At 44.5% G+C, this 22,957-nt stretch carries 20 protein-coding genes; all 20 read right to left on the minus strand.

The genetic code is table 11. The features are described 5' to 3' along the window. Positions 1-60 precede the first annotated feature (60 nt). Positions 61-798, minus strand: a complete 738-nt coding sequence (locus WKT01_RS10765; protein WP_117975044.1) for a hypothetical protein — start codon at positions 796-798, stop codon at positions 61-63. Positions 799-831: 33 nt separating this feature from the next. Further along, positions 832-1,485: a thiamine diphosphokinase gene (locus tag WKT01_RS10770; RefSeq protein ID WP_059066211.1), complete on the minus strand. Its 654-nt coding sequence runs from the start codon at positions 1,483-1,485 to the stop codon at positions 832-834. Next, the gene (gene rpe / locus WKT01_RS10775; protein WP_059066210.1) at positions 1,478-2,140 is read right to left on the minus strand and encodes a ribulose-phosphate 3-epimerase; all 663 of its coding nucleotides are present in this window, start codon (positions 2,138-2,140) and stop codon (positions 1,478-1,480) included. The genes WKT01_RS10770 and rpe overlap by 8 nt, the downstream gene beginning before the upstream one ends. Positions 2,141-2,142: 2 nt before the next feature. After that, the gene (gene rsgA, locus WKT01_RS10780) at positions 2,143-3,021 is read right to left on the minus strand and encodes a ribosome small subunit-dependent GTPase A (protein WP_117975086.1); all 879 of its coding nucleotides are present in this window, start codon (positions 3,019-3,021) and stop codon (positions 2,143-2,145) included. Between the two features lie 19 nt (positions 3,022-3,040). After that, positions 3,041-5,068: a Stk1 family PASTA domain-containing Ser/Thr kinase gene (gene pknB, locus WKT01_RS10785; protein WP_117975042.1), complete on the minus strand. Its 2,028-nt coding sequence runs from the start codon at positions 5,066-5,068 to the stop codon at positions 3,041-3,043. Further along, positions 5,065-5,805 (minus strand): Stp1/IreP family PP2C-type Ser/Thr phosphatase, encoded by a 741-nt coding sequence (locus WKT01_RS10790; protein ID WP_059066208.1) that lies wholly within the window; start codon positions 5,803-5,805, stop codon positions 5,065-5,067. The genes pknB and WKT01_RS10790 overlap by 4 nt, the downstream gene beginning before the upstream one ends. A gap of 13 nt (positions 5,806-5,818) precedes the next feature. Beyond that, positions 5,819-6,850 (minus strand): 23S rRNA (adenine(2503)-C(2))-methyltransferase RlmN, encoded by a 1,032-nt coding sequence (gene rlmN, locus WKT01_RS10795; RefSeq protein WP_059066207.1) that lies wholly within the window; start codon positions 6,848-6,850, stop codon positions 5,819-5,821. Next, entirely contained in the window at positions 6,847-8,211 is a 1,365-nt protein-coding gene (rsmB, locus tag WKT01_RS10800) for a 16S rRNA (cytosine(967)-C(5))-methyltransferase RsmB (protein ID WP_117975041.1), read from the minus strand. The genes rlmN and rsmB overlap by 4 nt, the downstream gene beginning before the upstream one ends. Further along, positions 8,204-8,911 carry a zinc metallopeptidase gene (locus WKT01_RS10805; protein ID WP_117975040.1) on the minus strand — a complete coding sequence of 236 codons (708 nt, stop codon included), beginning with the start codon at positions 8,909-8,911 and terminating at the stop codon, positions 8,204-8,206. The genes rsmB and WKT01_RS10805 overlap by 8 nt, the downstream gene beginning before the upstream one ends. A 39-nt stretch (positions 8,912-8,950) precedes the next feature. Beyond that, on the minus strand, positions 8,951-9,904 hold the full coding sequence (gene fmt / locus WKT01_RS10810; RefSeq protein WP_117975039.1) for a methionyl-tRNA formyltransferase: 954 nt from the start codon (positions 9,902-9,904) through the stop codon (positions 8,951-8,953). Next, positions 9,905-10,396 carry a peptide deformylase gene (gene def / locus WKT01_RS10815; RefSeq protein ID WP_117975038.1) on the minus strand — a complete coding sequence of 164 codons (492 nt, stop codon included), beginning with the start codon at positions 10,394-10,396 and terminating at the stop codon, positions 9,905-9,907. A 27-nt stretch (positions 10,397-10,423) separates the two neighbouring features. After that, a complete protein-coding gene (gene priA / locus WKT01_RS10820) occupies positions 10,424-12,652 on the minus strand; it encodes a replication restart helicase PriA (RefSeq protein ID WP_340312325.1) in 2,229 nt (742 codons plus the stop codon). A gap of 13 nt (positions 12,653-12,665) precedes the next feature. Beyond that, entirely contained in the window at positions 12,666-14,138 is a 1,473-nt protein-coding gene (locus WKT01_RS10825) for a UDP-N-acetylmuramoyl-L-alanyl-D-glutamate--2,6-diaminopimelate ligase (protein WP_340312327.1), read from the minus strand. Between the two features lie 76 nt (positions 14,139-14,214). Then, positions 14,215-15,246 carry an acyltransferase gene (locus WKT01_RS10830; RefSeq protein WP_340312328.1) on the minus strand — a complete coding sequence of 344 codons (1,032 nt, stop codon included), beginning with the start codon at positions 15,244-15,246 and terminating at the stop codon, positions 14,215-14,217. After that, positions 15,209-16,468 carry a Y-family DNA polymerase gene (locus WKT01_RS10835; protein ID WP_340312329.1) on the minus strand — a complete coding sequence of 420 codons (1,260 nt, stop codon included), beginning with the start codon at positions 16,466-16,468 and terminating at the stop codon, positions 15,209-15,211. Before WKT01_RS10835 ends, WKT01_RS10830 begins: the two co-directional genes overlap by 38 nt. After that, positions 16,465-19,062: an ATP-dependent chaperone ClpB gene (gene clpB, locus WKT01_RS10840; RefSeq protein WP_340312330.1), complete on the minus strand. Its 2,598-nt coding sequence runs from the start codon at positions 19,060-19,062 to the stop codon at positions 16,465-16,467. Before clpB ends, WKT01_RS10835 begins: the two co-directional genes overlap by 4 nt. 228 nt (positions 19,063-19,290) lie before the next feature. Continuing rightward, positions 19,291-19,782, minus strand: a complete 492-nt coding sequence (locus tag WKT01_RS10845) for a hypothetical protein (RefSeq protein WP_059066196.1) — start codon at positions 19,780-19,782, stop codon at positions 19,291-19,293. A gap of 10 nt (positions 19,783-19,792) precedes the next feature. Then, positions 19,793-21,274, minus strand: a complete 1,482-nt coding sequence (locus WKT01_RS10850) for an RNA-binding domain-containing protein (protein WP_059066195.1) — start codon at positions 21,272-21,274, stop codon at positions 19,793-19,795. Positions 21,275-21,641: 367 nt separating this feature from the next. After that, a complete protein-coding gene (locus WKT01_RS10855; protein ID WP_242866568.1) occupies positions 21,642-21,956 on the minus strand; it encodes a hypothetical protein in 315 nt (104 codons plus the stop codon). 99 nt (positions 21,957-22,055) lie between these two features. Beyond that, positions 22,056-22,775: a helix-turn-helix transcriptional regulator gene (locus tag WKT01_RS10860; RefSeq protein ID WP_340312331.1), complete on the minus strand. Its 720-nt coding sequence runs from the start codon at positions 22,773-22,775 to the stop codon at positions 22,056-22,058. Between the last annotated feature and the right edge of the window lie 182 nt (positions 22,776-22,957).

Below are 22,957 nucleotides of genomic sequence, written 5' to 3' on the forward strand. Positions count from 1 at the left end.
GGGTTTAAAATCTTTCACTTATTTTCTATTACTTTTAGCCCAAGTGCAATGTTTTTCAGCTCACCATGGATAACTTTCAATTTCATTTTTCATCTGCAGACAAGCCGGGCATAATCCATATTGCGGATCCGGATCGTTCGTCGGCTGTCCGCAGTAAGAACAATATACCTGGCTTTCATTTTGTTCCCATTGCTGCAGACAAGCATCGCACATTCCGGATTCCCACATAGACATATCTCCTCTGTATCCGCACTGTGAGCAGCCGACGATCTGTTCTATATAACATTCACAGCATGCGAAACCATAAGAGCTGTCCCAATGGTCTCCATAGTTTTCATTCCACTCTCCTCCGCAATAATCGCAGTGATAGCACTCAGGATGTCGATTTCCTATATATCCGCCTCCATACAGGCAGCCGCCGCAAGTATCGCAATGAGGCAAAGTAGGTTCATAATATTTTGTAAAACATTCACCGCAATACCCATCTCGTGAGATAGACACTTCCTCCTTTGTCCTGCCACACCCCAAACAATAGGGCGGTTCCTGCTGATTTTTCCAATCTTCCGGCGCATTTGCCGGATCTGTGATCGGCGTCCACGGTTCTTCTTTGGTTTCCGTTGCTGATACCGCAGGCTTCTTCTTGTTCTCCTTCTTATTCTTCTCGTTCTTCACAGATTTTTCTTTTGTTTCAGACTGGACAGTTTTCTCTTTTTTATCGGCTGCCGCTTCTTTTTGCCCACTGCATCCGCTAATCAAAATAAGCATCGATACCAAAAGAAGATAAACATATTTACGCATCCTGTTTCCCCCTTTCTATCTCAAATGATCCGGTCAGTCTTTTGTCTCCATCAAGATCAACGTCCCATAGACAAAGGAAATCTCTACTTCGTCCGCCTCAAACTCATTGCTCACACAGAGGCTGTCATAGGGCAAAAGGGTATGGTCTGCAAGGGGATATTTTGCGCCCACGATATTGACGCCCTCTATGGTTCCGCCCAGAGAAAACACAGAAAAATAGGGCCCGAACGCTTCTTCTTTTTTTAGACAGACCTTATCTTTTAAAAGCCGTATCTGATTATGGCTGTCCAGGATCCTGGCGTCTGCTCCTGCGTCCAAAGCAATCTTTAGGCTCTGGACATTAGCCCATATATGATCGATCCTTGTGCCGGTTCCGCCTAGTATGATAATCTCTTTCCTGTGCAGATCCAGACAAAGCCGCAGCGCGATCTCTGTATCAGACGCATCCTTCACCGGATTAAATTCCCGGATTGGAACATTGGTCTGTTCTTTGTAATACTTCACAACACCGGAAGGCGCACTGTCAAAATCTCCCACTATATAATCCGGACAGATCTTATGTGCATATAAAAAGTCAAGACCTTTATCCACCCCAATGATGAACTCTGTCTCTTCATTCTGCAGAACGGATAAAGCGAACTCTTCCTCTATCATCCCCCCGCTTACGATGACTGTATGCTTACTCATATTTCTTTAATATCTCCATAAACTTCTCTGTATTTTCCGTAATATTTCCCTTGAATACACCGGAACCTGACACGATCACATTGGCACCTGCTTTCAAAACCTCTCCTACGTTCTGATGGTAGATCCCACCATCCACCTCAATATCCGCAGACAAATCTCTTTCATCCAATAAAGACCTTAATTCCTTTATCTTATGCAGAGACTCCGGAATAAAAGCCTGTCCGCCAAAACCGGGTTCTACAGACATGATCAAGAACATCTCTGCTTCTTTCAAAAATGGTTCCAGCATACGTACCGGTGTATTTGGCTTGATGGAAATACCGGCTTTCAGACCGCACTCATGAATCTCATATAATGTCTTATGCAGATCTTCACACGCTTCATAATGCACTGTCAAAAAATCTGCGCCAGCTTCCTTAAATGCCTTTACATATCGAATCGGCTCTGTCACCATCAAATGCACGTCCATCACTTGTGAAGTGACTCCTTGAATAGAGGATAGCACAGGCATCCCAAAAGAAATGCTCGGCACAAAGTCTCCATCCATCACATCAAAATGGATATACTCCGCCCCTCCGGCGGCAGTTGCCTGCAACTGTTCTCCCAATACTTTAAAATCTGCTGACAATATGGATGGCGCCAATATTCTCTTCATTTTTAATACCTCTCTTTCTCTTTCAGTTCCTGATACATATCTGTATAATCCTTATATCGTATTTTGTGTATCTTCCCTTCTTCGACCGCCTGCTTGACCGCACAGCCCGGCTCATGGACATGTGAACAGCCGTGGAACTTACACGTTCCTTCATACTGCGCAAATTCCCGGAAACAGTACTTCAACTCTTCTTTGTCTATTTCGCTGATATATAAAGAACTAAAGCCCGGCGTATCCATAATATAAGATCCTTCTTCTATCACGAGCAGCTCTGAATGTCTCGTCGTATGCTTTCCTCTTGCAATTTTCCGGCTGATACTGCCTGTCTCCATTTCCACTGCAGACTGTACCAGATTGATCAAAGAAGATTTTCCTACACCGGACGGACCTGCCACTGCTGTTGTCTTTCCCTTTAAGAGCCGCTTTAGCTGCCCTATATTGTCTTTTTCTTTGGCGCTTGTAAATAAAATCGGATACCCGCATGCCTCATACACTTCTTTCAGCTCTGCGATCTGGCTGTCCTGCGCAATATCCCTTTTATTAAAACAAAGTATCACGGGGATGTCTTTTAGATCCATCATGACCAGAAAACGGTCCAACAGATGAAAATGCGGACTTGGATCCGTCACGGCAAATACGACCAATGCCTGATCTATATTGGATACTGCCGGACGTATCAGCTCATTCCTGCGCGGCAGGATTTCGACAATATTGCCTTCTTTTTTTATATCATCCAGCACTTCGATCTTAACTTCATCCCCTACAAGCGGCTTCTTTTTTTCTTTTCTAAAAATTCCTTTTGCCTTACACTCATAAACACCGGATCCTACTACGTCAACGTAGTAGAATCCGGCTATCCCTTTGATTATCTTTCCCTGTATCATCTATTCTTTCCCGCCGTCATTCATTAGAACCGTCTTCTGAGTCCCCGCCGTCTGTGCCGGGATCCGTCTGACCGGAGCCATTGCTCACTACAAAGTCTACATAAGTTCCTTCGTCTACACTGCCGCTGATAGACTGACGTATGACGATCCCCTGTCCGAAATCTTCACTGTTTTCATAAGTGATCTGGCCCACGTTCAATCCCGCATTTATCAACATCTGCTCCGCCTGTGCCTGGGAATATCCGGAAAGAGAAGGCACCGATACCTTCTTCGTCTGTGGTCCTTTGCTGATGACATAATCTACAGAGGAACCTTTATCCACTTTTTTATCCGCCTTTGTTTTCTGAGAGATGACGATGCCTGCTTCATACTTATCACTGTATTCTTCCGTTACATTTCCGGGATTCAAACCGACATTATACAAGGCATTCGCCGCGTCTTCCGACCACATTCCCACGATATTGGGCACAACTGCCGGTTCCGCTCCAAGGCTTACATACATCTTTACCGTGGAGCCTTCCTTGACTTCTGTTCCTGCTGTCGGGTCTGTGGAGATGACCTTTCCTTCTTCTATGCTGTCATCATACTGACCTTCTGAAGTCACTACAAGATTAGCGTTTTCCAGGGCTTTCTGCGCTTTGTCCTCGTCCTGTCCGGCTACGTCGGGGACAGCTACTGTTTCCGCCTTCTTTCCTGTGCTGACAACGACTTTTATTTCCGTATTCTTTGCCACCTTTTTCCCTTTGCCCGGATCCTGGCTGATGATCTCGCCTTTATCGTATTTGTCCGACTCTTTTCGCTCGGAGACGACCATTCCCAGTTTCTTTTTGTTCAGCGCTTCCTGCGCTTCTTCTTCTGTCATTCCCGTTACGTTCGGCACCGTCACTTTCGAGGAAGCCGTCTGCGTCGTACCTGCGCCTCCCTTAAACAGTCCCGCCGCATTTGCCACCATAAAAATGACCGCCAGAGCGATCACCGCAGCAGCTACGATCATCAAGATCTTCATGATCTTCTTTGTATTCGGATCCACTGCATTTTTTTTGCGGTTTTTTGTATATCTATCGTCCTCGTAGTCGTCTTCCTCATCCTCATCATACTCGCCGTCATAATCGTCTTCTTCATCATACCGCTCTTTCTGCAAGCGATCCAACTCCTCCGTAGACATGACAACCGTCCGATCTCCTGTATTCCCGTAGACGCCGGAAACAACAAAATCTCCCTCCGGATCTACTAACGAACGTTTTAGATCTAAAATCAGGTCTTCACAGCTTAAGTATCTGGCGCTTGGATTCTTCTGGGTACATTTCAGTATGATACATTCCAGACTATAGGGAAGATCCGGTACTTCTTCTGCCGGAGAAGGCACTTCCTCCTGCAAATGCTTGATCGCAACAGACACGGTAGAATCCCCGTCGAAAGGCACATGTCCTGTGACCATCTCATACATAGTGATACCTGCGGAGTAAATATCGCTTTTCTCATCTACGATGCCGCCCCGCGCCTGTTCAGGAGATGTATAGTGTACAGAGCCCATCACACTGGCACTGATCGTATTCGTAGAAGTCGTCGCTCTGGCGATACCGAAATCTGTTACTTTTACTTTTCCATCCTTGGAAATAATGATATTCTGGGGTTTAATGTCTCTGTGAACGATATGCTGGTTATGAGCTGCCTGGATACCTGTCACCATCTGGATGGAAATACTGATGGCTTCCTTTGCTGACAGTTTTCCTTTCTTTTCTATATACTCTTTCAGCGTGATCCCCTCTACCAATTCCATGACCATATAGTAGAGGCCTCTATCCTGCCCTACGTCATACACATTGACTACGTTTGGGTGCATCAGCCCCGCCGCAGCCTGCGCTTCACTTAAAAATTTCTGGATAAACACCTCGTCTGTCCGGAAATCACTTTTCAGCACTTTGATCGCCACATAACGATTCAGCTTATGGTCTTTCCCCTTATATACATCTGCCATTCCGCCGGAACCAATGCGGCCCAGTATTTCATACCGTTTTCCTAAAAATACTCCTTCTTTGATCATATACTCACCTCATCTGCGAACGGTTCCACCAATACGACTCCAATATTGTCAGTACCGCCGTTTTCTTTTGCAGCTTCTACCAAGGATTGTGCCGCTTCTACGATATCTCTTCCCCCCTGTACGATATGGAAGATTTCCTCATCTTCTACCATATTGTTCAACCCGTCTGTACACATCAAAATGATGTCTCCCTTTTTCAAACGGTGCTCATAAAAATCCACTTCTACATCTGCCTTTGCGCCGATGGCTCTTGTGATAATATTCTTATCCGGATGATGTTTTGCCTCCTCCGGTTTGATTCCTCCGAGACGCACCATCTCCTCCACCAGTGAGTGGTCTTTCGTCAGCTGCTGTATTCCCTGGTTGATCAGATATAGACGGCTGTCACCGACATTGGCAAAATACATCATCTGTCCTTCTATCGTCGCCGCCACAACTGTTGTTCCCATTCCTTTAAGATGTGTATCCGACGAGGCTTTTTTTATAATCTCTTTGTTCGCCTTCTTGATTGCCTGCACAAGAGCTTTTTCTACATCTTCCTCTTCGCTTTGCTTTAATTCCCTCTGCAAAACTTCTACCGTATACTTGGAGGCGTAGTCCCCTGCCTGGTGTCCGCCCATTCCGTCTGCCACTACAAATAAATTTTCCAGGGTTCCAAGCGGTTTGTCTGCCGTATAGACATAATCTTGATTTACCTGTCTTACCATTCCTACGTCAGTAATGGAAAATGTCTTCATACACTCTTCTCCTTTAATCATTCTGCCTGCGCCTGCGGAGCTGTCCGCACGCTCCATCAATATCTGCGCCCATTTCCCTTCTTATAGTAACATTTATCCCATTTTTTTCAAGTTTATTTTTGAAATTCAAGGTATTTTTACTGTCCGGTCGTTTAAATTTTCGTTCGCGGATCGGATTTACAGGGATCAGATTCAAATGACAGTTTCTGTGCTGTAAGATCTCGATCAATTCTTCTGCATCTTCTTTTGTATCATTGACCTCATGTACCAGGCTGTATTCAAATGTCATTCTTCTGCCGGTTTTCTCAAAATACAGATCACAGGCATGCAGTACTTCTTCCAGATCATATTTATTTGCCACAGGCATAAGCTTCTTTCGCTTCTCCTGTGTAGAACCATGCAGAGACAGTGCCAGTGTGATCTGCAGTTCTTCCTGCGCCAGACGCAGGATCTGCGGTACCAGTCCACAGGTAGATACCGTCACATTTCTCTGGCTGATATGCAGGCCGTGTTCGTCTGTCAGAAGGCGGATAAAGCGCAGAAGACTGTCATAATTATCAAGTGGTTCTCCGGTTCCCATCACAACTACATTGGATACTCGTTCCTTTGTGATCTTCTGGATCTGATAGATCTGTCCCAGCATCTCAGAAGGGGAAAGATTCCGCACGAGTCCACCGATCGTGGATGCACAAAAACGGCATCCCATCCGGCATCCGACCTGAGAAGAAATACAGACCGAATTGCCATGTTTATACCGCATCAGCACACTCTCCACCATATTGCCATCATACAATTCAAATAGAAATTTATTTGTTCCGTCCAGCTTTGATACTTGTCTTTCTACTTCCCGAACAGGCAGTATGATATAGTGATCGTCCAATTTCTTCCGCAGTTCTTTCGATACATTGGTCATTTCTTCAAAAGAAGAAGCCAATTTCACATGGATCCATTCATAGACCTGCTTTGCGCGAAATGTTTTTTCTCCAAGCATTTCTATTTCTTTTTGCAATTGTTCATATGTATATGCGCCAATATCTTTTTTCATATCTTGTCACTTTCCTGTCTGCGCCTTAATCTGGCGATAAAAAAACCGTCGCTGTCGTGGAGCCCCGGAAGAAGCTGCAGCCATCCTTCTTCATTTACGCTGCTTTGCAGTTCCCAGCACAGGTCTTTTCGTATATCTTCTAAAACAAACGCCGGATGTTCTTTTAAAAACCAGTGGACGTTTTCTTCATTTTCTTCCTTATGTATCGTACAAGTGCTGTATAAAAGAGTGCCCCCTGGCTTCACGTAATTTTGTACTGTATGCAATATCCTTCGCTGTAAAAGGACCAGTTCTTTCATCCCTGCGGGAGACACTTTATATTTCAAATCCGTCTTTTTCCCCAGCACTCCCAGACCGGAGCAAGGCAGATCGGCAAGTACAATATCCGCGCTGCCTATTGTTTCTTCATCCAATACCGCAGCGTCTTTGCAGACGGCTTTTATATTTTGAAATCCCGTACGCGCAATGTTCTCCTCGATCAACCCTGTCTTATACATAGTCAGGTCTCTCGCCTCTACCATGCCTGTCCCTTTTAGCTTTTCCGCCATATAGAGCGCCTTGCCGCCTGGGGCCGCGCAGACATCCAGCACCCGGTCGTTTTCCTTTATCTGCGCCGCTTCCACCGCCAGCATGGAACTGATGTCCTGTACAACAAACCATCCTTTACGAAAGCACGACAGATTTTTCAGATAGTCGTACCCGGATATGCGAAATGCAGAGGGCAGATAAGGATGCTCTTCGACCGTGATCCCTTCCGCCTCCAGAGCTGCTTTCAATTGTTCGGGAGATGCCTTCTCCTGATTGCAGCGGATCGTAACCGGAATCTCCTGCTGAAAAGAAGCGATTATTTTCTCTATGACAGAAAAGGGCATATCCCGCTCCCACATTTCTAAAATCCATTCCGGCATAGAGTATTTCAGCGCCAACGCTTTTCTTTCTTCTTTCGGATATTCCACCTGTTCCAAGTTTCGAGCCACATTTCTAAGCACGCCGTTTACAAAACCTCTTAGATTTGCAAACCCCTTCTTCACCGCCAGTTTGACCGCCTCGTTGCAGACTGCCGAATCCGGTATACTGTCCATATATTTCAGCTGATAGACTGCGCTTCGCAAAATACACCGGATAACAGGCTTCATTTTCTTCACTTTTACTTTTGAAAAATGATCCAATATATAGTCGATCTCGATCAGATGTTCCAGTGTGCCTTCCGTGACACGGGTAATAAAAGCACGTTCTTTTTTCTCCAGGTACTGGTATTTTTCCAATGTTCTCGAAAGAACAATATGACTGTACTGCCCTTTCTCCAAAACTTCTAAAAGAATTGCAAGTACCAGTTCCCTCTCACTTACCGGCTTAGTCATTGTCTCTTCTTCCTCCTGTCAGGATCAGCAGCCGCAAAAGCTGCAGGATCATTGCCGCCGCACTCGCCACATACGTAAGGGCAGCCGCTCTTAATACTTTCTTCGTCGCCTCTGCCTCCTCCGGATACAACATACCGGACGTTTGCAATGCTCTCACTGCTCTGCCGGAAGCATTGAACTCGACCGGCAGCGTAACAAGCTGGAACAAAACGGCCGCTGAAAAAAGATAAATCCCCAGATTGATCAAAACGGAAGACATACTTCCGTTCATAAAAAGTCCGATCAAAATCAAGGGCCATGCCGCCATGGAACCAATATTTGCCACCGGCACAAGAGAGCCTCTGATCTTAAGCGGAGCATATCCGACCGCATGCTGTACCGCATGCCCACATTCATGTGCCGCCACACCGATAGCTGCCACGGAGGAAGAATGGTAGGTCGCATCGGAAAGTCCCAGCGTCTTATTGCGCGGGTCGTAATGATCTGTCAGATTTCCCGGTATGTGACGCACCGTTACATCATATATGCCATTCATGCGCAAGATCCGTTCTGCCGCCTCTTTCCCCGTCATTCCCGTGTGGCTTTGCATACGGGAATATTTTGCATATACCCGATTCACCCTCGACGAAGCGATCACGCAGATGAGCGCTCCGATCACCACTAATATATACGTAGGATCCAGATAATATCCATAAAACATAGCATAACCTCCTTAAGATCGCAGGATACAGAAGGCTCCTTAAAAGCCCGCACTTGTAAATACTGTTCCCGTCTCTACTTTATATCCCCTCAGAAAAGCTGCTGTCTCCATTCTCTTCTTCCCGGGGATCTGCAGTTCATAGATAGACAGAACGCCATCCCCCGTCTGTACACAGATACTGTCTTTTTTTACCGCTGTCACGGTTCCGGGCGCTGTCTTGCTTTCCCCGGATGCTTCTGCGGGATCTGCTTTTGCCTTCCAGATCTTGATCACCTTTTGGTCCCAATGGGTATAAGCGCTGGGCCAGGAATTTAGTCCCCGTATCAATCGTTCAATGACAACGGCTGACTGGCTCCAATCAATATTTCCCATTTTCTTATCCAGCATCTTGGCATAGGCTGTCGGGCTGTCGCCCTGCTTTTGAAATACAGCGGTCCCTTCTTCTATTTTCTTGAGCGTCTCTACACAAAGCCGCGCTCCCGCAGAGGCAAGTTTATCATGCAGGCTTTCTCCTGTCTCTTCCTCTTCGATAGGCACCTGTGTTTTTAAGATCATATCTCCGGTATCCAATCCTTCATCCATCTGCATCGTCGTCACGCCCGTCATTTGTTCTCCGTTTATGATGGCCCACTGGATTGGCGCAGCCCCTCTGTATTTGGGCAGCAAAGAAGCATGGACATTGATACATCCATATGGAGTAAGTGTTAAGATTTCTTTGGGCAGTATCTGTCCAAAGGCGATCACGACCATCACATCCGCATTGTACTTTCTTAGTTCCTCCACACATTCCTTATCCCGTATCTTTTTCGGCTGAAAAACAGGGATCTGATACTTCAGCGCTGTTTCTTTTACCGGGGAAAACTGCATCTGCTTTCCTCTTCCTTTAGGTTTGTCCGGCTGCGTCACGACAAGACACACCTCATGTCCGGCATGGAGCAGAGCTTCCAATGTCCCTACTGAAAAATCCGGCGTTCCCATAAAAATCACTCGCATCTACTCTGTTTCCTCCTCATCTTCCGACTCATTGTAGGTAACATCATGCAGTCCATCCTCCGTCTTATCCACATACAGCTCGCCTTGCAGATGGTCTATTTCATGACAGAACGCCCTCGCTAAGAGCCCTTCTCCTTCCATCTCAAAAGTCTCCATATTTTCATTCAGAGCACGCACCTTTACATGTTCCGGCCGTGTCACGGTCCCCCATTTTCCAGGAACACTTAAACACCCTTCCTCGCCGGTCTGCTCCCCGCTCGTTTCTATGATCTGTGGATTCACCAGTACAATAGGTCCTTCTCCCACATCGATCACAACGATCTTCTTCAGAATGCCGACCTGAGGCGCCGCAAGTCCGACTCCCATCTTCTCATACATCGTATCCAGCATATCACCTATCAATATCTTTGTGCGAAACGTCATTTTTGCAACATCCTTGCACTGTTTCGTCAAGATTTCATCTCCTATTTCCCGTATTTCTCTGATTGCCATAGCTACCTCCTGTTTTTCTCATTTTATTTAAAATACATGCATCGGATTGAAATCGAACTGGATCCGCATCTTATCGAACCCTCGGTTCACTTCAATATATTGCTCCAATCTGTTTTTTATCCCTACCAGTGTATCATATCTCGCTGCTTTTATATAGAGTACTCTTCGATATATATCATTGACCTTTCCAATCCCCGGACTGGCAGGTCCGATGAGTTGTACGTCTCCTTCATGGATGAAGCGCCCGGCATATTCTTTTAAATATCTACATCCTGTCTCCAACAGGTTTTCCTCCTTCCCGCTCACCAGTACGGCAAGGAGATTTTCTGCCGGCGGGTATCCCATCATTTCCCTGTATCGTATCTCTTCTTCATAGAAAGCTTCATAATCCTGCGCCGCAGCTGTCTCGATCGCATAATGGCCGGGACTGTACGTCTGGATCACTGCTTCTCCCTCCCGTTCTCCCCTTCCGGCACGGCCCGCTGCCTGCGTCAGAAGCTGGAAAGTTCGTTCTCCGGCGCGGTAATCATCTGCGTACAAAGACATATCCGCCGCCAGGATCCCTACCAATGTCACATCCGGAAAATCATGTCCTTTTATGATCATCTGTGTCCCGATCAGAATATCTGCTTCTCTGTCTGCAAAAGCAGACAAGATCTTTTCATGTCCATCTTTTCCTCTCGTCGTATCCAGATCCATCCTGAGTATACGCCCCGTGGGAAACTCCCGTCTTACGACTTCTTCTATCTGCTGTGTACCTGCCTTAAATTCTCCCACATGACGGGAACCGCAGATAGGACATGCACTTTTCTTTTTCTCTTCATACCCACAGTAATGGCACACAAGCCTGCCGTTTCTATGCAGAGATAAGGATACGTCACAGTGAGGACACTTGATCACATGACCGCACGCCCGACAGGAAAGAAAACCTGCATATCCTCTGCGATTTAAGAACAGCATGATCTGTTCCTTTCTCTCCAGCTTTTCTTTCATCCGTTCTTTCAGTTTCCGACTTAAGATCGAGCGGTTTCCACTCTTTAATTCTTCCCGCAGATCTATCACCGTGACACCGGCCATCTTCTGCATCCTGCTTCTATTCTTCATCTGCAGTAATGTATACGCCCCCTTCCTGGCACGATACATGGCTTCCATAGAAGGAGTCGCACTTCCTAAGACAACGCTGGCGCCTTCTATCTCTGCTCTTTTGATCGCTGTTTCTCTGGCATGATACCGTGGCACCTGTTCACTTTTATAGCTTGTCTCATGCTCCTCATCAATGACGATCAATCCCAGATCCGGCAAAGGTGTAAACAACGCCGAGCGAGGCCCGATCATCACATCGATCTCTCCTGCTTTTGCCCGCATCATCTGATCATAACGCTCACCCGCTGACAAACGAGAATGCATGATCGATACCCGCTCTCCAAACCGTCCATAAAAACGCATCACTGTCTGATATGTCAAGGCGATTTCCGGTATCAGCACGATTGCCTGCCTGCCTGCCCCTACCACAGACTGTATCATTTCCATATATACTTCTGTCTTACCGCTTCCTGTCACACCGTACAGCAGATAGGTTTTATAGTCCTGTTTTTCATAGTCTTGCCTAAAAAGAGTGATGGCATGCTTCTGTTCCTCTGTAAGGAGGATTTCTTTTTTCTCTCGGCGTTTTCCCTTTACAGGATTTCGGTATACCTGCTCTGTCTCCAAGGCAAGCACTTGCTGTTCCTCCAACGCGCGAACGACTGACAAGGTGATGTTTAATTTTTTATTTACCAGGTCATAGTCAAGAACCGGGGTATCCAGAAGTGCGGCCAAAAGCCTCGCTCTCGCCTTCTGATTTTTGTCCAGATAAAAAGCGAGCTGTCTCTTTCCCGTTTCTTCATCCAGAAGGAGACGCACCTGCTTTTTTACTCTTGCATTTTCCTTTTGTTTAATAGGAAGCACCGTTTTCAATGCCTGGATCATCGTGCCGCCGTACTGTTCTTTCATCCACGCCGCAAGGGCGATCAGCTTGGTCTCGATAACAATACCTTCTCTGGATATTTCCGCGATTTCTTTGACCTTTGACAGATCATATGCGCAGTGTTCGCAAAATCCCGTCACATATCCCTTTGTCATTCTGTTTCCCCTCCCAAAGGGAACCAACACTTCCATACCAATAGAAAGTTCCCCTTCCATCCGGGAGGGGACTTTATATTGAAAGATCTTATCTAGTTTTTCATGCGTAATATCTACTATGATATTGGCGAACATATATCTGCCTCACCTACTTTTTCTCTGCCTTTAACTCTTCCAACACTTCCCGGATCAAGACACGTTCATCCATGGGATATTTCACGCCCTTGATCTCCTGATACTCTTCGTGTCCTTTTCCTGCCAGGACGATGACATCCCCTTTCTGTCCATGCTCGATGACATAACGTATTGCTTCTTTCCGATCGCAGATTTCTACATATTGTCCATCTGTCCTGCCAATGCCCGTCTTGATGTCGTCTATGATCGCCTGCGGCTCCTCAAACCGCGGATTATCCGACGTGATCACAGTCAGATCCGCGAGTTTTCCAGATACTTCCCCCATCTCAAACCTGCGGTCTTTTGAGCGATTTCCTCCACAGCCAAACACGCATATCAGACGCTTAGGATGGTATTCCTTAAGTGTCTCCAAAAGACTTTTAAGGCTCATTGCATTATGAGCATAATCGATCATCAGTGTAAACGCATCGGATACCTTTACCATCTCGATCCGCCCCTTTACCTTCGCCTTTTTCAGCGCTTTTTGTATCGTCTCTTTCGAAACGCCGAAATGACGGCACACCGCGATCGCTGTCAGGGAATTATATACGCTGAATGTTCCTGGGATATCGATCTCTACCTCCATATCAAGCAGTCCTGTCACATGATATTCTACTCCCAAGTATCCTGGACTGGACAGCAGACGTACATCCTCCGCCCGCATGTCTGCTTCTTTGGCAAAACCAAAAGTCTCGATCTGGCAGGAAGCATTTGCGAAGACATCCTTGAAATATGGATCGTCTATATTGGCGATTCCGATTTTACACTGTTGGAACAATAAGCCTTTGCATCTTTTATAATCCGCAAAATCTTTGTGTTCATTAGGACCGATATGGTCCTTTCCCAAATTCGTGAAAATCCCGATCTCAAACGGAATGCCTGCCGTTCTGTGCAGCATCAGTCCCTGAGAGGATACTTCCATGACGACACTGTCGCAGCCTGCTTTGACCATCTGGGCAAAATACTGCTGAATGGTATACGATTCCGGCGTCGTATTTGCCGCAGGTATCCGCTTCTCCCCGATGATCGCCTCGATCGTTCCGATGAGACCCACCTTATGCCCCACACCTTCTAAAATAGACTTGATCATGTAGGTCGTCGTTGTTTTACCTTTTGTCCCTGTGATACCGATGATCTTCAGCTTTTCTGCCGGATACCCGAAATAAGCGGCTGACATAAGCGCAAGCGCATACCGTGTATCTCTGACACGGATCACCGTCAATCCTTCCGGCGTCTCTGCGTCTTTCTCTATAATGACGGCGGAAGCGCCTTTCTCTGCCACTTCTTTTATATAAGCGTGCCCATCGGACACAGCGCCGCTTATACAGACGAACACAGACCCTTTCTCTACTTTTCGCGAATCGTTGGCAAGCATCGTCACCTCTGTTTTGTCGCTTCCCCTGACAACTTCATATTCTAAACGTTCTAACAACTGCTCTAATCTCATGCTTTCTTTCCTCCTAAGGATCATCTCCCCTCTTTGACAGGGAAATGTATCTCGATACGGTTTATTATAACAGCATTTAAGTTATTTGTCTTCCCCATGCGCATTTTCGCAATAGAAAAATACAGACATATGAAACCGCCGCGATCCCACAGATCAGAAGCGGGACTGCTGCCCATGCTGTAAGATCGGCGGGTTCTATATATTTCTTATATGTATCTAAAAACAGAATATGCACCAGATAGATGCCAAAAGAACAGGAACAGATCTTCTCTATCCTTTTCTTACTCTTTTCTGCTGGTTCAAAATGACATCTTCGAAAGCGAATCATCCAGAGAAAAAATGCGGCAGATCCTGCTACCAAAAACGGACATCCATATTCCAGGATCCGCTCATAGTGTTCTCCGGCATTTACCGTCACCCACACGGTGATTCCGTATACCGCTGCCATATTTCCCACAAACAGAAGAAACGCCGCTTTCTGGCTGATCTGGATATGTTTTCTATATCTGTATATATAATATCCGATAAAAACATAAAACATATACACCTTATCTCCGACCAAAGGCAGATCGTAATAGGCTTCTTCATGGAGCAGAGAAGAAATATAGTTGAACACCGTCGTTATACTTATAAGAACCAAAAAAGCATATTCCAGCTTCATTCCCATAAATCTGCACATAATCTGGAGAAATGGCAGCACCATATAGATCGGTATCATTGCATATAAATACCATAGATGCGGCTCTGTAGGCACATACAGGATATCACGCAGGCGATACGGAGTTTTCATGTAAACTGTATTCCATATATAATAGAGTATGCTCCACACCACCAGCACGATCACAAACCGCATAAGCCGCTTCATATGTTTTTCAAGTGTTTCTTCCCTTCCAAGCAAAAGAGCTCCTGTGATCATAAAAAAGCACGGAACACTGACTCGTGCCACTGTATTAAGCGCCAGAGAAAAACCATATTCTCCTGCTGAAATTTCATCATATGCACGACAGAAATAATTCGTCACATGAATCGCGATCACGGAAAAAAATGAGAATATCCGTACTATTTCCAGATTATAATCCCTTTTCTTTATTCTTTGCTTTCCCTGCATTTTTTTCTTCTTTCTGTTGATTTTTCTTTTTCAAAAACGTCCCTTTTATCACAGCACCTTTTCCAAACCGTGCGTTTAATTCCTCCACAGCCGCATTAAGTTTCTTATGTTTTTCATCTAAAGGCTTGGGAATCTCCATATCGAAGATGGTGATCTGCTCTGGTTCCGTCTCGTCTACCAATTTTGCTGTGCGGATTCCTAAGAGCCGTACAGGATCTCCGTTCCATGTCTCCTGAAACAAACGACAAGCGGTCTCGCATAGGACAGACGGCTCATTTGTAGGTCTGTCCACCTGCATCTGGTGAGAAATGGTCTGAAAATTATAATATTTGATTTCCATGCTGACCATATATGCCTTTTGTCCTGCCTTTTTCAGTCGTCTTCCCACACTGTCTGCCAGGCTTTTAAACACTTCTTTTACTTCCTCAAAGGTTCTTGCGTCTGTCGACAGGGTTGTAGAGTTCCCGATTCCCTTTGCCTCAGTCTGTTCCGCCTGCACCTTGGAATGATCGATCCCGTTTGCGAACTCCCAGAGCATCCGCCCATGGCTTTTCAAATGCGCAGTGATCAGGCATACATCTGCCTGTGCCAGATCCCCGATTGTCTGTATTTCCAGTTTTTTTAAAGTCTCCACACTGGAATGCCCTGCCATATACAAATCCCCGATCGGCAGAGGCCACATTTTCACCGGGATTTCCTCTGGGAATAATGTGTGCACTTTATCCGGCTTTTCAAAATCCGATGCCATTTTTGCCAAAAGTTTGTTGGTAGAGATTCCTATATTCACAGTAAATCCAAACTTGTCACGGATCCCATTTTTTATCTCAAAAGCCGCGTCCACGGAAGAGTGATAGTATTTTGCGATAGAAGTAAAATCCATATAACACTCGTCTATGCTGACCTGCTCGATTTCTTTCGTAAATGTCCGAAGATACTCGATCAGTTCCCTGCTTTTCTCTCTGTACACAGTATGCTCCGGCGGCTTCATGACAAGATTCGGACACTTACGAAAGGCATTCGCAACAGGTTCCCCTGTGCGGATGCCATATCTTTTCGCAGGCAGCGACTTTGCCAGTACCACGCCCCGGCGTGCCTTCTGGTCGCCGCCGATGATAGCCGGTATCAAACGCAAGTCCTGCTCTGCGCCTTTTTTCAGTTGTTCCACTGCTGTCCAGCTTAAATAAGCCGAGTTGACATCAATATGGAAGATGGTAGGTTTCATGAAACGACCTGTCCTTTCACACTTGCCGCTAATTTACCATCTGCAACATCGATCACGATAGTATCTTCTCTACCTACATTTCCGGCAAGGATCATTCTCGCTGCCAATGTCTCTACATTTTTCTGCAGATATCTCTTAAGCGGTCTCGCCCCATACATCGGATCATATCCGCCTTCCACGACAAAATTCTTTGCCGCATCCGTCAAGGCGATCTTCAGTTCTTTTTCTTCCAGACGCCTATTCACGTCTGCCACTAACAAATCAATAATCGCATGAATATTTGTTTTCGTCAATGGCTTAAACATGATTATTTCATCCAAACGGTTTAAAAACTCTGGTCTGAAATGTGCCCTTAGATCCTGCATGACCATTTCCTGACTTTTTTCCTCTATCGTCCCATCCTCTCGTATTCCTTCCAGAAGATATCCGGCTCCAATGTTAGATGTCATGATCAGGATCGTGTTTTTAAAATCTACCGTACGTCCCTGTGAATCCGTAATACGCCCGTCATCTAATACTTGAAGCAGTACATTAAATACATCCGGATGTGCCTTTTCGATCTCATCAAACAAAACGACAGAATACGGCTTTCTTCTGACAGCTTCTGTAAGCTGTCCTCCTTCATCATATCCGACATATCCCGGAGGCGCTCCGATCAAACGAGACACGGAATATTTTTCCATATATTCACTCATGTCTATACGTACCATATTGTTCTCGTCATCAAAGAGATCTTCCGCAAGCGCCTTAGCAAGTTCCGTCTTTCCTACTCCGGTAGGACCCAGGAACAAGAAAGAACCAATTGGCTTGGAAGGATCTTTGATTCCTGCTTTGGAACGGATGATCGCTTCTGTTGCAAGTTCTACGCCTTCCTCCTGTCCGATCACACGTTTATGCAGTTCGTCTGCCAGATGCAGTGTTTTATTCCGCTCGCTTTCATTTAACTTTGCTACCGGAATCCCCGTCCATCTGGATATGATCCTGGCGATCTCTTCCTCTGTGACAGCTTCATGTACCAGACTTAAATCCTTTGCCTTTACCTTTTCTTCTTCCTCTTCCAGCTGTTTTTGCAGCTGCGGAAGCCGTCCGTACTGTAATTCTGCCGCTTTATTCAGATCGTATTCTCTCTGCGCTTTCTGAATTTCTTTGTTTACCTGCTCTATCTCCTCACGGATCTTTTGCACATGCTCTACTGACGTTTTTTCATTTTCCCACTGTACTTTCTTCCCTGCATATTCTTCTTTCAGTTCGGAAAGTTCTTCCTGTAAATGCTCCAGCCGTTCTCTGCTCAAACGGTCGTCCTCTTTTTTCAAAGCTTCCTCTTCAATTTCCAGCTGCATGACACGTCGTCTGAGCTCATCTAATTCCGTCGGCATGGAATCCAATTCTGTCTTGATCAGAGCGCATGCCTCGTCTACCAGATCGATTGCTTTGTCCGGAAGAAAACGATCGGATATATACCGATTGGACAAAGTCGCAGCTGCTACAAGCGCACTGTCAGTAATCTTCACACCATGAAAGACTTCATAACGTTCCTTTAGTCCCCGCAGAATAGAGATTGCGTCCTCCACTGTCGGTTCTTCCACCATGACAGGTTGGAACCGGCGTTCCAACGCCGCGTCTTTCTCAATATACTGCCGGTATTCATCTAAGGTTGTCGCTCCGATACAATGCAGTTCTCCTCTTGCAAGCATTGGCTTTAACATATTGCCTGCATCCATGGCGCCGTCTGTCTTCCCCGCGCCTACGATCGTATGCAGTTCATCAATAAACAGGATGATCTTCCCATCGCTATTCTTGACTTCTTCCAAAACTGCCTTTAAACGTTCTTCAAATTCTCCTCGATATTTTGCGCCGGCAACCAAAGCGCCCATATCCAGTGAAAAAATGGTTTTTTCTTTTAACCCCTCCGGCACATCTCCGCTCACGATCCTCTGCGCAAGTCCTTCTACTACTGCCGTTTTCCCTACGCCGGGTTCTCCTATCAAGACCGGGTTGTTCTTCGTCTTACGGGATAAGATGCGGACAACATTACGTATCTCTTCGTCTCTTCCGATAACCGGATCCAATTTCTGCTCCCGCGCTCTTTCCACTAAATCCTGTCCGTATTTATTCAGTGTATCATAGGTCGCCTCCGGATTGTCGCTTGTCACTTTCTGATTGCCTCGTACAGTGGACAATGCCTGTAAAAACCCTTCCCGGCTGATACCAAATTCTCTGAAAAGTGGTTTTACCTCCCTACCGGCATATTTCAAAAGAGACAAAAACAAATGCTCCACAGAGACATATTCATCCCCCATCTGCTTTGCCTCATCCTCCGCATGGATCAGAACATTATTTAACTCCTGTCCTACAAATACCTGCCCGCCCTGCACTTTCGGACGTTTGCGCAGCAGCTCCTCCGTGCGGTTTACAAACAGCGTTCCCTGGATGCTCATTTTTTCTAGTAATTTTAAGATCAGGCTGTCATCTTGTGTCACAAGGGCATACAAAAGATGCTCCTGGGCAAGTTCCTGATTTCCATAATCATATGCTAATTTTTCACAGGACTGTACTGCCTGCATAGATTTTTGTGTAAATTTATTTATATTCATAGCAAATCCTCCTTTACTGATGGTTTCATTGTTCTATTAGTAATATAGCAGTCATTATTAGCACTGTCAATAGGTGAGTGCTAATATTTTCGTATAAATTTTGTGAAGCCCTTTAAAATCATAATTAGGAAATCGCTACGGCATTAACTAAAAAAATCAAACTCGTCCACTGCAAATCCAATCCGGCACGGAACACACTGCGGAGAATCATATTTGACTGTGCGTCTTTCAAGCCACAGATTGCCGCCATGACAGCCATGTGTAACTGTGCCGGTGTTCCGGAACTTTATTCTGTGTGCTGACTTTCAAACGACGGTCTTTCGCATTGAAATAAGCACGGTAATTCTTGACCTGCTTCCGCATGGCCGGATTCGATGCAAGCCCCATCTCATCCATCCAGATGGAAATCAGGTCTGCCCGGAACTCCTCACTGTAAAGCTCCACATCCAGAAGCCAGTTATCATCCGGGCGGTTATAGACACACGGACTGTAAACCAGATAATTTGTGGTCAAATCATCTACTGAAAAGTGTTTTTTTACAGAAAACGCATTATTTCCAATCAGAACAATCACCTTTGCATTTTCCAAAACCACTTCGTCCAGCTTATCTTCAAATTCCTTATCTTCATCGTACCAGAAGATGATACGACGCTGATAAAACTCCGGGAGAGGTGCAGCAAATCTACGGTTCAAGTCTTGTATTATTTTGTCTGTATCCATGCTGCTCCTCCTACCTTATAATTGTCCAATTTGCTTTTCGTTTTGTTCCGCTCTGTACCAATATGCCTTTTTCCTGTAAAGAAGCAAACATTCGAGAAACCGTTCTTTTCGACATGCCTATCTCTTCTGCATAATATGCCTGTGTTGCAGACGGATTTTTCTCTATAATCTGCAACAATTTTTCTATCTGTGCTTGTTCTTTATTAAGTGGCACTTCAACGCCATTAATGCCATTTCCAGCATCATTAACGCCACAATCAACGCCATTAACGCCATTTTTAGTGTCATTGGCGTTAATCATGGCGTTATTTGTATCAACCTGACCTCGATAAATATTGATACGCAAATCAACCTCGCCACCAATAAACTCTGGTTCCCGCAGTCCGGCAGCTTTTACTTTATCAATAATTCTCGGAATACCGCTTCCCCAGTGCTCGATCAGATTCATATAAGCAAACGCATGAGCAAGAGCTTCATTTCTAATTTTAGAATAGCCTTCTTTCATACGCTCCATCGTTTGTCCCATTGGCAGCTTTCCTGGAGAAGTGATTTCCAATCGGTTATCATATACCGCAACCTGTATCGTACCATGATCCAAATAACTACGATGTACCATGGCATTGATAATTAGCTCACGAATGGCATCCGGCGGAATCTCATAAACATCCTGGCGGTAAATTCCCACAATAGTAGCACCCAAATGAATATTTCTAAGAACAAACTGAAATGCTTCGTCTATCTGCTTCCAAAGCGGACCTGTATATTCTCTACGATCAACAAAAACTGCTTTTGTTGTCCCTTTGAACACACCACATTGCGTTGCAACATGAAGTCCTCCGTTACCATTCAAAATAGCGAAAGCATTAGACGGATAATCTTTTCCATCACACTCAATTAAAATGCCCCAGGAACGCAACTGCTGTCTTCCCACATCTTTAATCGATACTTTCTGTTCCTCTGTACGGGCATTTTTGACTGCCTGTTCCTTCATAGCTTTGCAAAGGGCATCAATATCTTCATCTGTAACATTTAACCCAGTACATAAAGCCTGATCGTAGTAACGATTGCTACCCTCAAACAACAATTCTTTTATCATATACTCGTCAGCAAGGCGGGTAGTTCCGGCAACACGGACATATACACCGCCATCTCTGCCAAGAGCTTTGACATAATATGGCCGCTGTCTGCCCTCAGAAACCTCTACCACAATAACAGTTTTACCATCAACCGTCTGTAACGTAATATCCGGGATAATTGCCGGTTCACAGCTGTCTGATACGGCATTGGCAATGGCATCCATTTTCTTGAACACATCTTCCTTGTCAAAGCCAACAACCTCTCTGGTTTTATCGGCAATTCCGAAAATGATTTTCCCTCCGGTTCCATTTGCAAAGGCAACCACAGACTTCATATATTTGCTGCTTTTCTCCGGCAGATTTTCCTTGAACTCCACATTCTTCGATTCTCCTGTAAGAATTTCTTCTATAGTCATTGTTAACACCTCGCTTTCAATTCGCTACGCAGTGCATAGCCTTTTTATTATTTCATCTGATATTCCAGTCTTAGTTCCTCTGCAAGATACAGCTCGCTCATGCAGTGCATATCAAAAACACCGTCACGCATTACGCATTAGATGATAGACTTCGGAATGATAAATTTTCTGAAGCAAAATCGGGTTAGCTGTCATAGCCGGATTTTTGATTTTTTCGTCTATCATCATGTATCATCCTTTTCTTTATTTTACCAGAACTATTTTTCCTTTTCACATTGACCTTTTTCTCTTCAACACATATAATAATAGTAACTCATCTAACACGTTTAGAAGGAGAATCCGGTTTTCGCATTGCGATTACCGGTTTTTATTTTGTTTCTTTTTCTATCTCTTTTATGTAATTCTGATAATCTTTTTCACAATCTTTCTTGGCACTTACAAAAAATACTGGATAAGCTGTTATCAACTGCATCCTTTTTTCACTTTTCTTTTCAAGCACAGTCAGATAATCTAATTCTTCTTCCTGATAATGTATATACAAACGCTTTTTCTTCTTTGAATTTACTTTTTCCCAATAGTTTACCCACACATCATTTTCGTTATACAATTCAATAATTTCTATGATCCAACCTACACGTAATGCACGGTAAAGACATTTTGTGCGAACACCTCCATTATTCATTGTAATTTTAAGTAACTAATTGCCATTTTTCACCTCAATCTTATTTGCTTGAAATATCTGTTCACATTGTATTTACCATTATATCACAAAAAGCATATCTCAAGATTTTAGATAAACACTTTTATGAATTTCCAACAATCGGCTCATCACCTGCTCTATTGTTTCTTTATTTTCTTCATAGAATTTTTTCTCCGTATCGTTTAACGAATTTTCTTTTATTTGGATCTTATCTGTTTTTCCTATCGTACCCTTTATATTCCGATAATGATTTAACTGAACCTCAAATTCACTTCCATCATAAATAGTGATACTGATTTCTGTATCACCCATCCTGAAATCCGCATAGCTATTCTTGACATAAAAATCCTTTTTCAAAAAAGGCAATTTTTGATTTGGCAGTTGATAGCATACGTCGTCTCTCTCTAATTCGTAGATTTGTTTTTCCTTCACAAATCCTAATTGTTCCACTTTTGTCTTAAACGTCTGGTTCATGTTTCCTTCTGTTATTTTCCAATTGATAAAGATTACCGCAAAAATAAGAAAACATGCTGCCAGACACATTCCTAATATTTTAATTCCCTTTTTATATTTACTGTAAAAATCTATTTTTTCAACAAACTCTTTATCTTCATTCAACAGCTTATCCAAGGAAACATGATACGTATTACAAATATCGATCAACATCTGAAGATCCGGCAGACTTCTTTCATTTTCCCAGCTGGAAACTGTTTGTCGTGTCACACCAAACTTTAAACCATATTCCTCCTGTGTCATGTTCGATTCTGCCCGGGTTTGTTTTATCATTTCAGCAACTGTCATTTCCGTCTCCTTTTTCTGACTTTCATGCAAACTTCTAACTCAAGTATGCCACAATCCACATTTTCAGACAAGACAATCCCTCCTTACATCGATGTAAAGCAATCTTATCGTTCAGAAATGTCTTGTAAAGTTCTAAAAGCTTTCCTATCCGGAAATGATTCGGTATGCTTTCCGTAATAAAA

It is taken from the genome of Mediterraneibacter sp. ICN-202921, assembly GCF_037890075.1.
In the GTDB taxonomy this organism is placed as follows: domain Bacteria; phylum Bacillota; class Clostridia; order Lachnospirales; family Lachnospiraceae; genus Mediterraneibacter; species Mediterraneibacter massiliensis.

Coding starts and splice junctions, on each gene's coding strand:
- WKT01_RS10765 (WP_117975044.1), bottom strand. CDS start 798: ATGCGTAAATATGTTTATCTTCTTTTGGTATCGATGCTTATTTTGATT.
- WKT01_RS10770 (WP_059066211.1), bottom strand. CDS start 1,485: ATGAGTAAGCATACAGTCATCGTAAGCGGGGGGATGATAGAGGAAGAG.
- rpe (WP_059066210.1), bottom strand. CDS start 2,140: ATGAAGAGAATATTGGCGCCATCCATATTGTCAGCAGATTTTAAAGTA.
- pknB (WP_117975042.1), bottom strand. CDS start 5,068: ATGATCAAAGAAGGAGTATTTTTAGGAAAACGGTATGAAATACTGGGC.
- WKT01_RS10790 (WP_059066208.1), bottom strand. CDS start 5,805: ATGAAGACATTTTCCATTACTGACGTAGGAATGGTAAGACAGGTAAAT.
- rlmN (WP_059066207.1), bottom strand. CDS start 6,850: ATGAAAAAAGATATTGGCGCATATACATATGAACAATTGCAAAAAGAA.
- rsmB (WP_117975041.1), bottom strand. CDS start 8,211: ATGACTAAGCCGGTAAGTGAGAGGGAACTGGTACTTGCAATTCTTTTA.
- WKT01_RS10805 (WP_117975040.1), bottom strand. CDS start 8,911: ATGTTTTATGGATATTATCTGGATCCTACGTATATATTAGTGGTGATC.
- fmt (WP_117975039.1), bottom strand. CDS start 9,904: ATGCGAGTGATTTTTATGGGAACGCCGGATTTTTCAGTAGGGACATTG.
- def (WP_117975038.1), bottom strand. CDS start 10,396: ATGGCAATCAGAGAAATACGGGAAATAGGAGATGAAATCTTGACGAAA.
- priA (WP_340312325.1), bottom strand. CDS start 12,652: ATGTTCGCCAATATCATAGTAGATATTACGCATGAAAAACTAGATAAG.
- WKT01_RS10825 (WP_340312327.1), bottom strand. CDS start 14,138: ATGAGATTAGAGCAGTTGTTAGAACGTTTAGAATATGAAGTTGTCAGG.
- WKT01_RS10830 (WP_340312328.1), bottom strand. CDS start 15,246: ATGCAGGGAAAGCAAAGAATAAAGAAAAGGGATTATAATCTGGAAATA.
- WKT01_RS10835 (WP_340312329.1), bottom strand. CDS start 16,468: ATGAAACCTACCATCTTCCATATTGATGTCAACTCGGCTTATTTAAGC.
- clpB (WP_340312330.1), bottom strand. CDS start 19,062: ATGAATATAAATAAATTTACACAAAAATCTATGCAGGCAGTACAGTCC.
- WKT01_RS10845 (WP_059066196.1), bottom strand. CDS start 19,782: ATGGATACAGACAAAATAATACAAGACTTGAACCGTAGATTTGCTGCA.
- WKT01_RS10850 (WP_059066195.1), bottom strand. CDS start 21,274: ATGACTATAGAAGAAATTCTTACAGGAGAATCGAAGAATGTGGAGTTC.
- WKT01_RS10855 (WP_242866568.1), bottom strand. CDS start 21,956: ATGAATAATGGAGGTGTTCGCACAAAATGTCTTTACCGTGCATTACGT.
- WKT01_RS10860 (WP_340312331.1), bottom strand. CDS start 22,775: ATGACAGTTGCTGAAATGATAAAACAAACCCGGGCAGAATCGAACATG.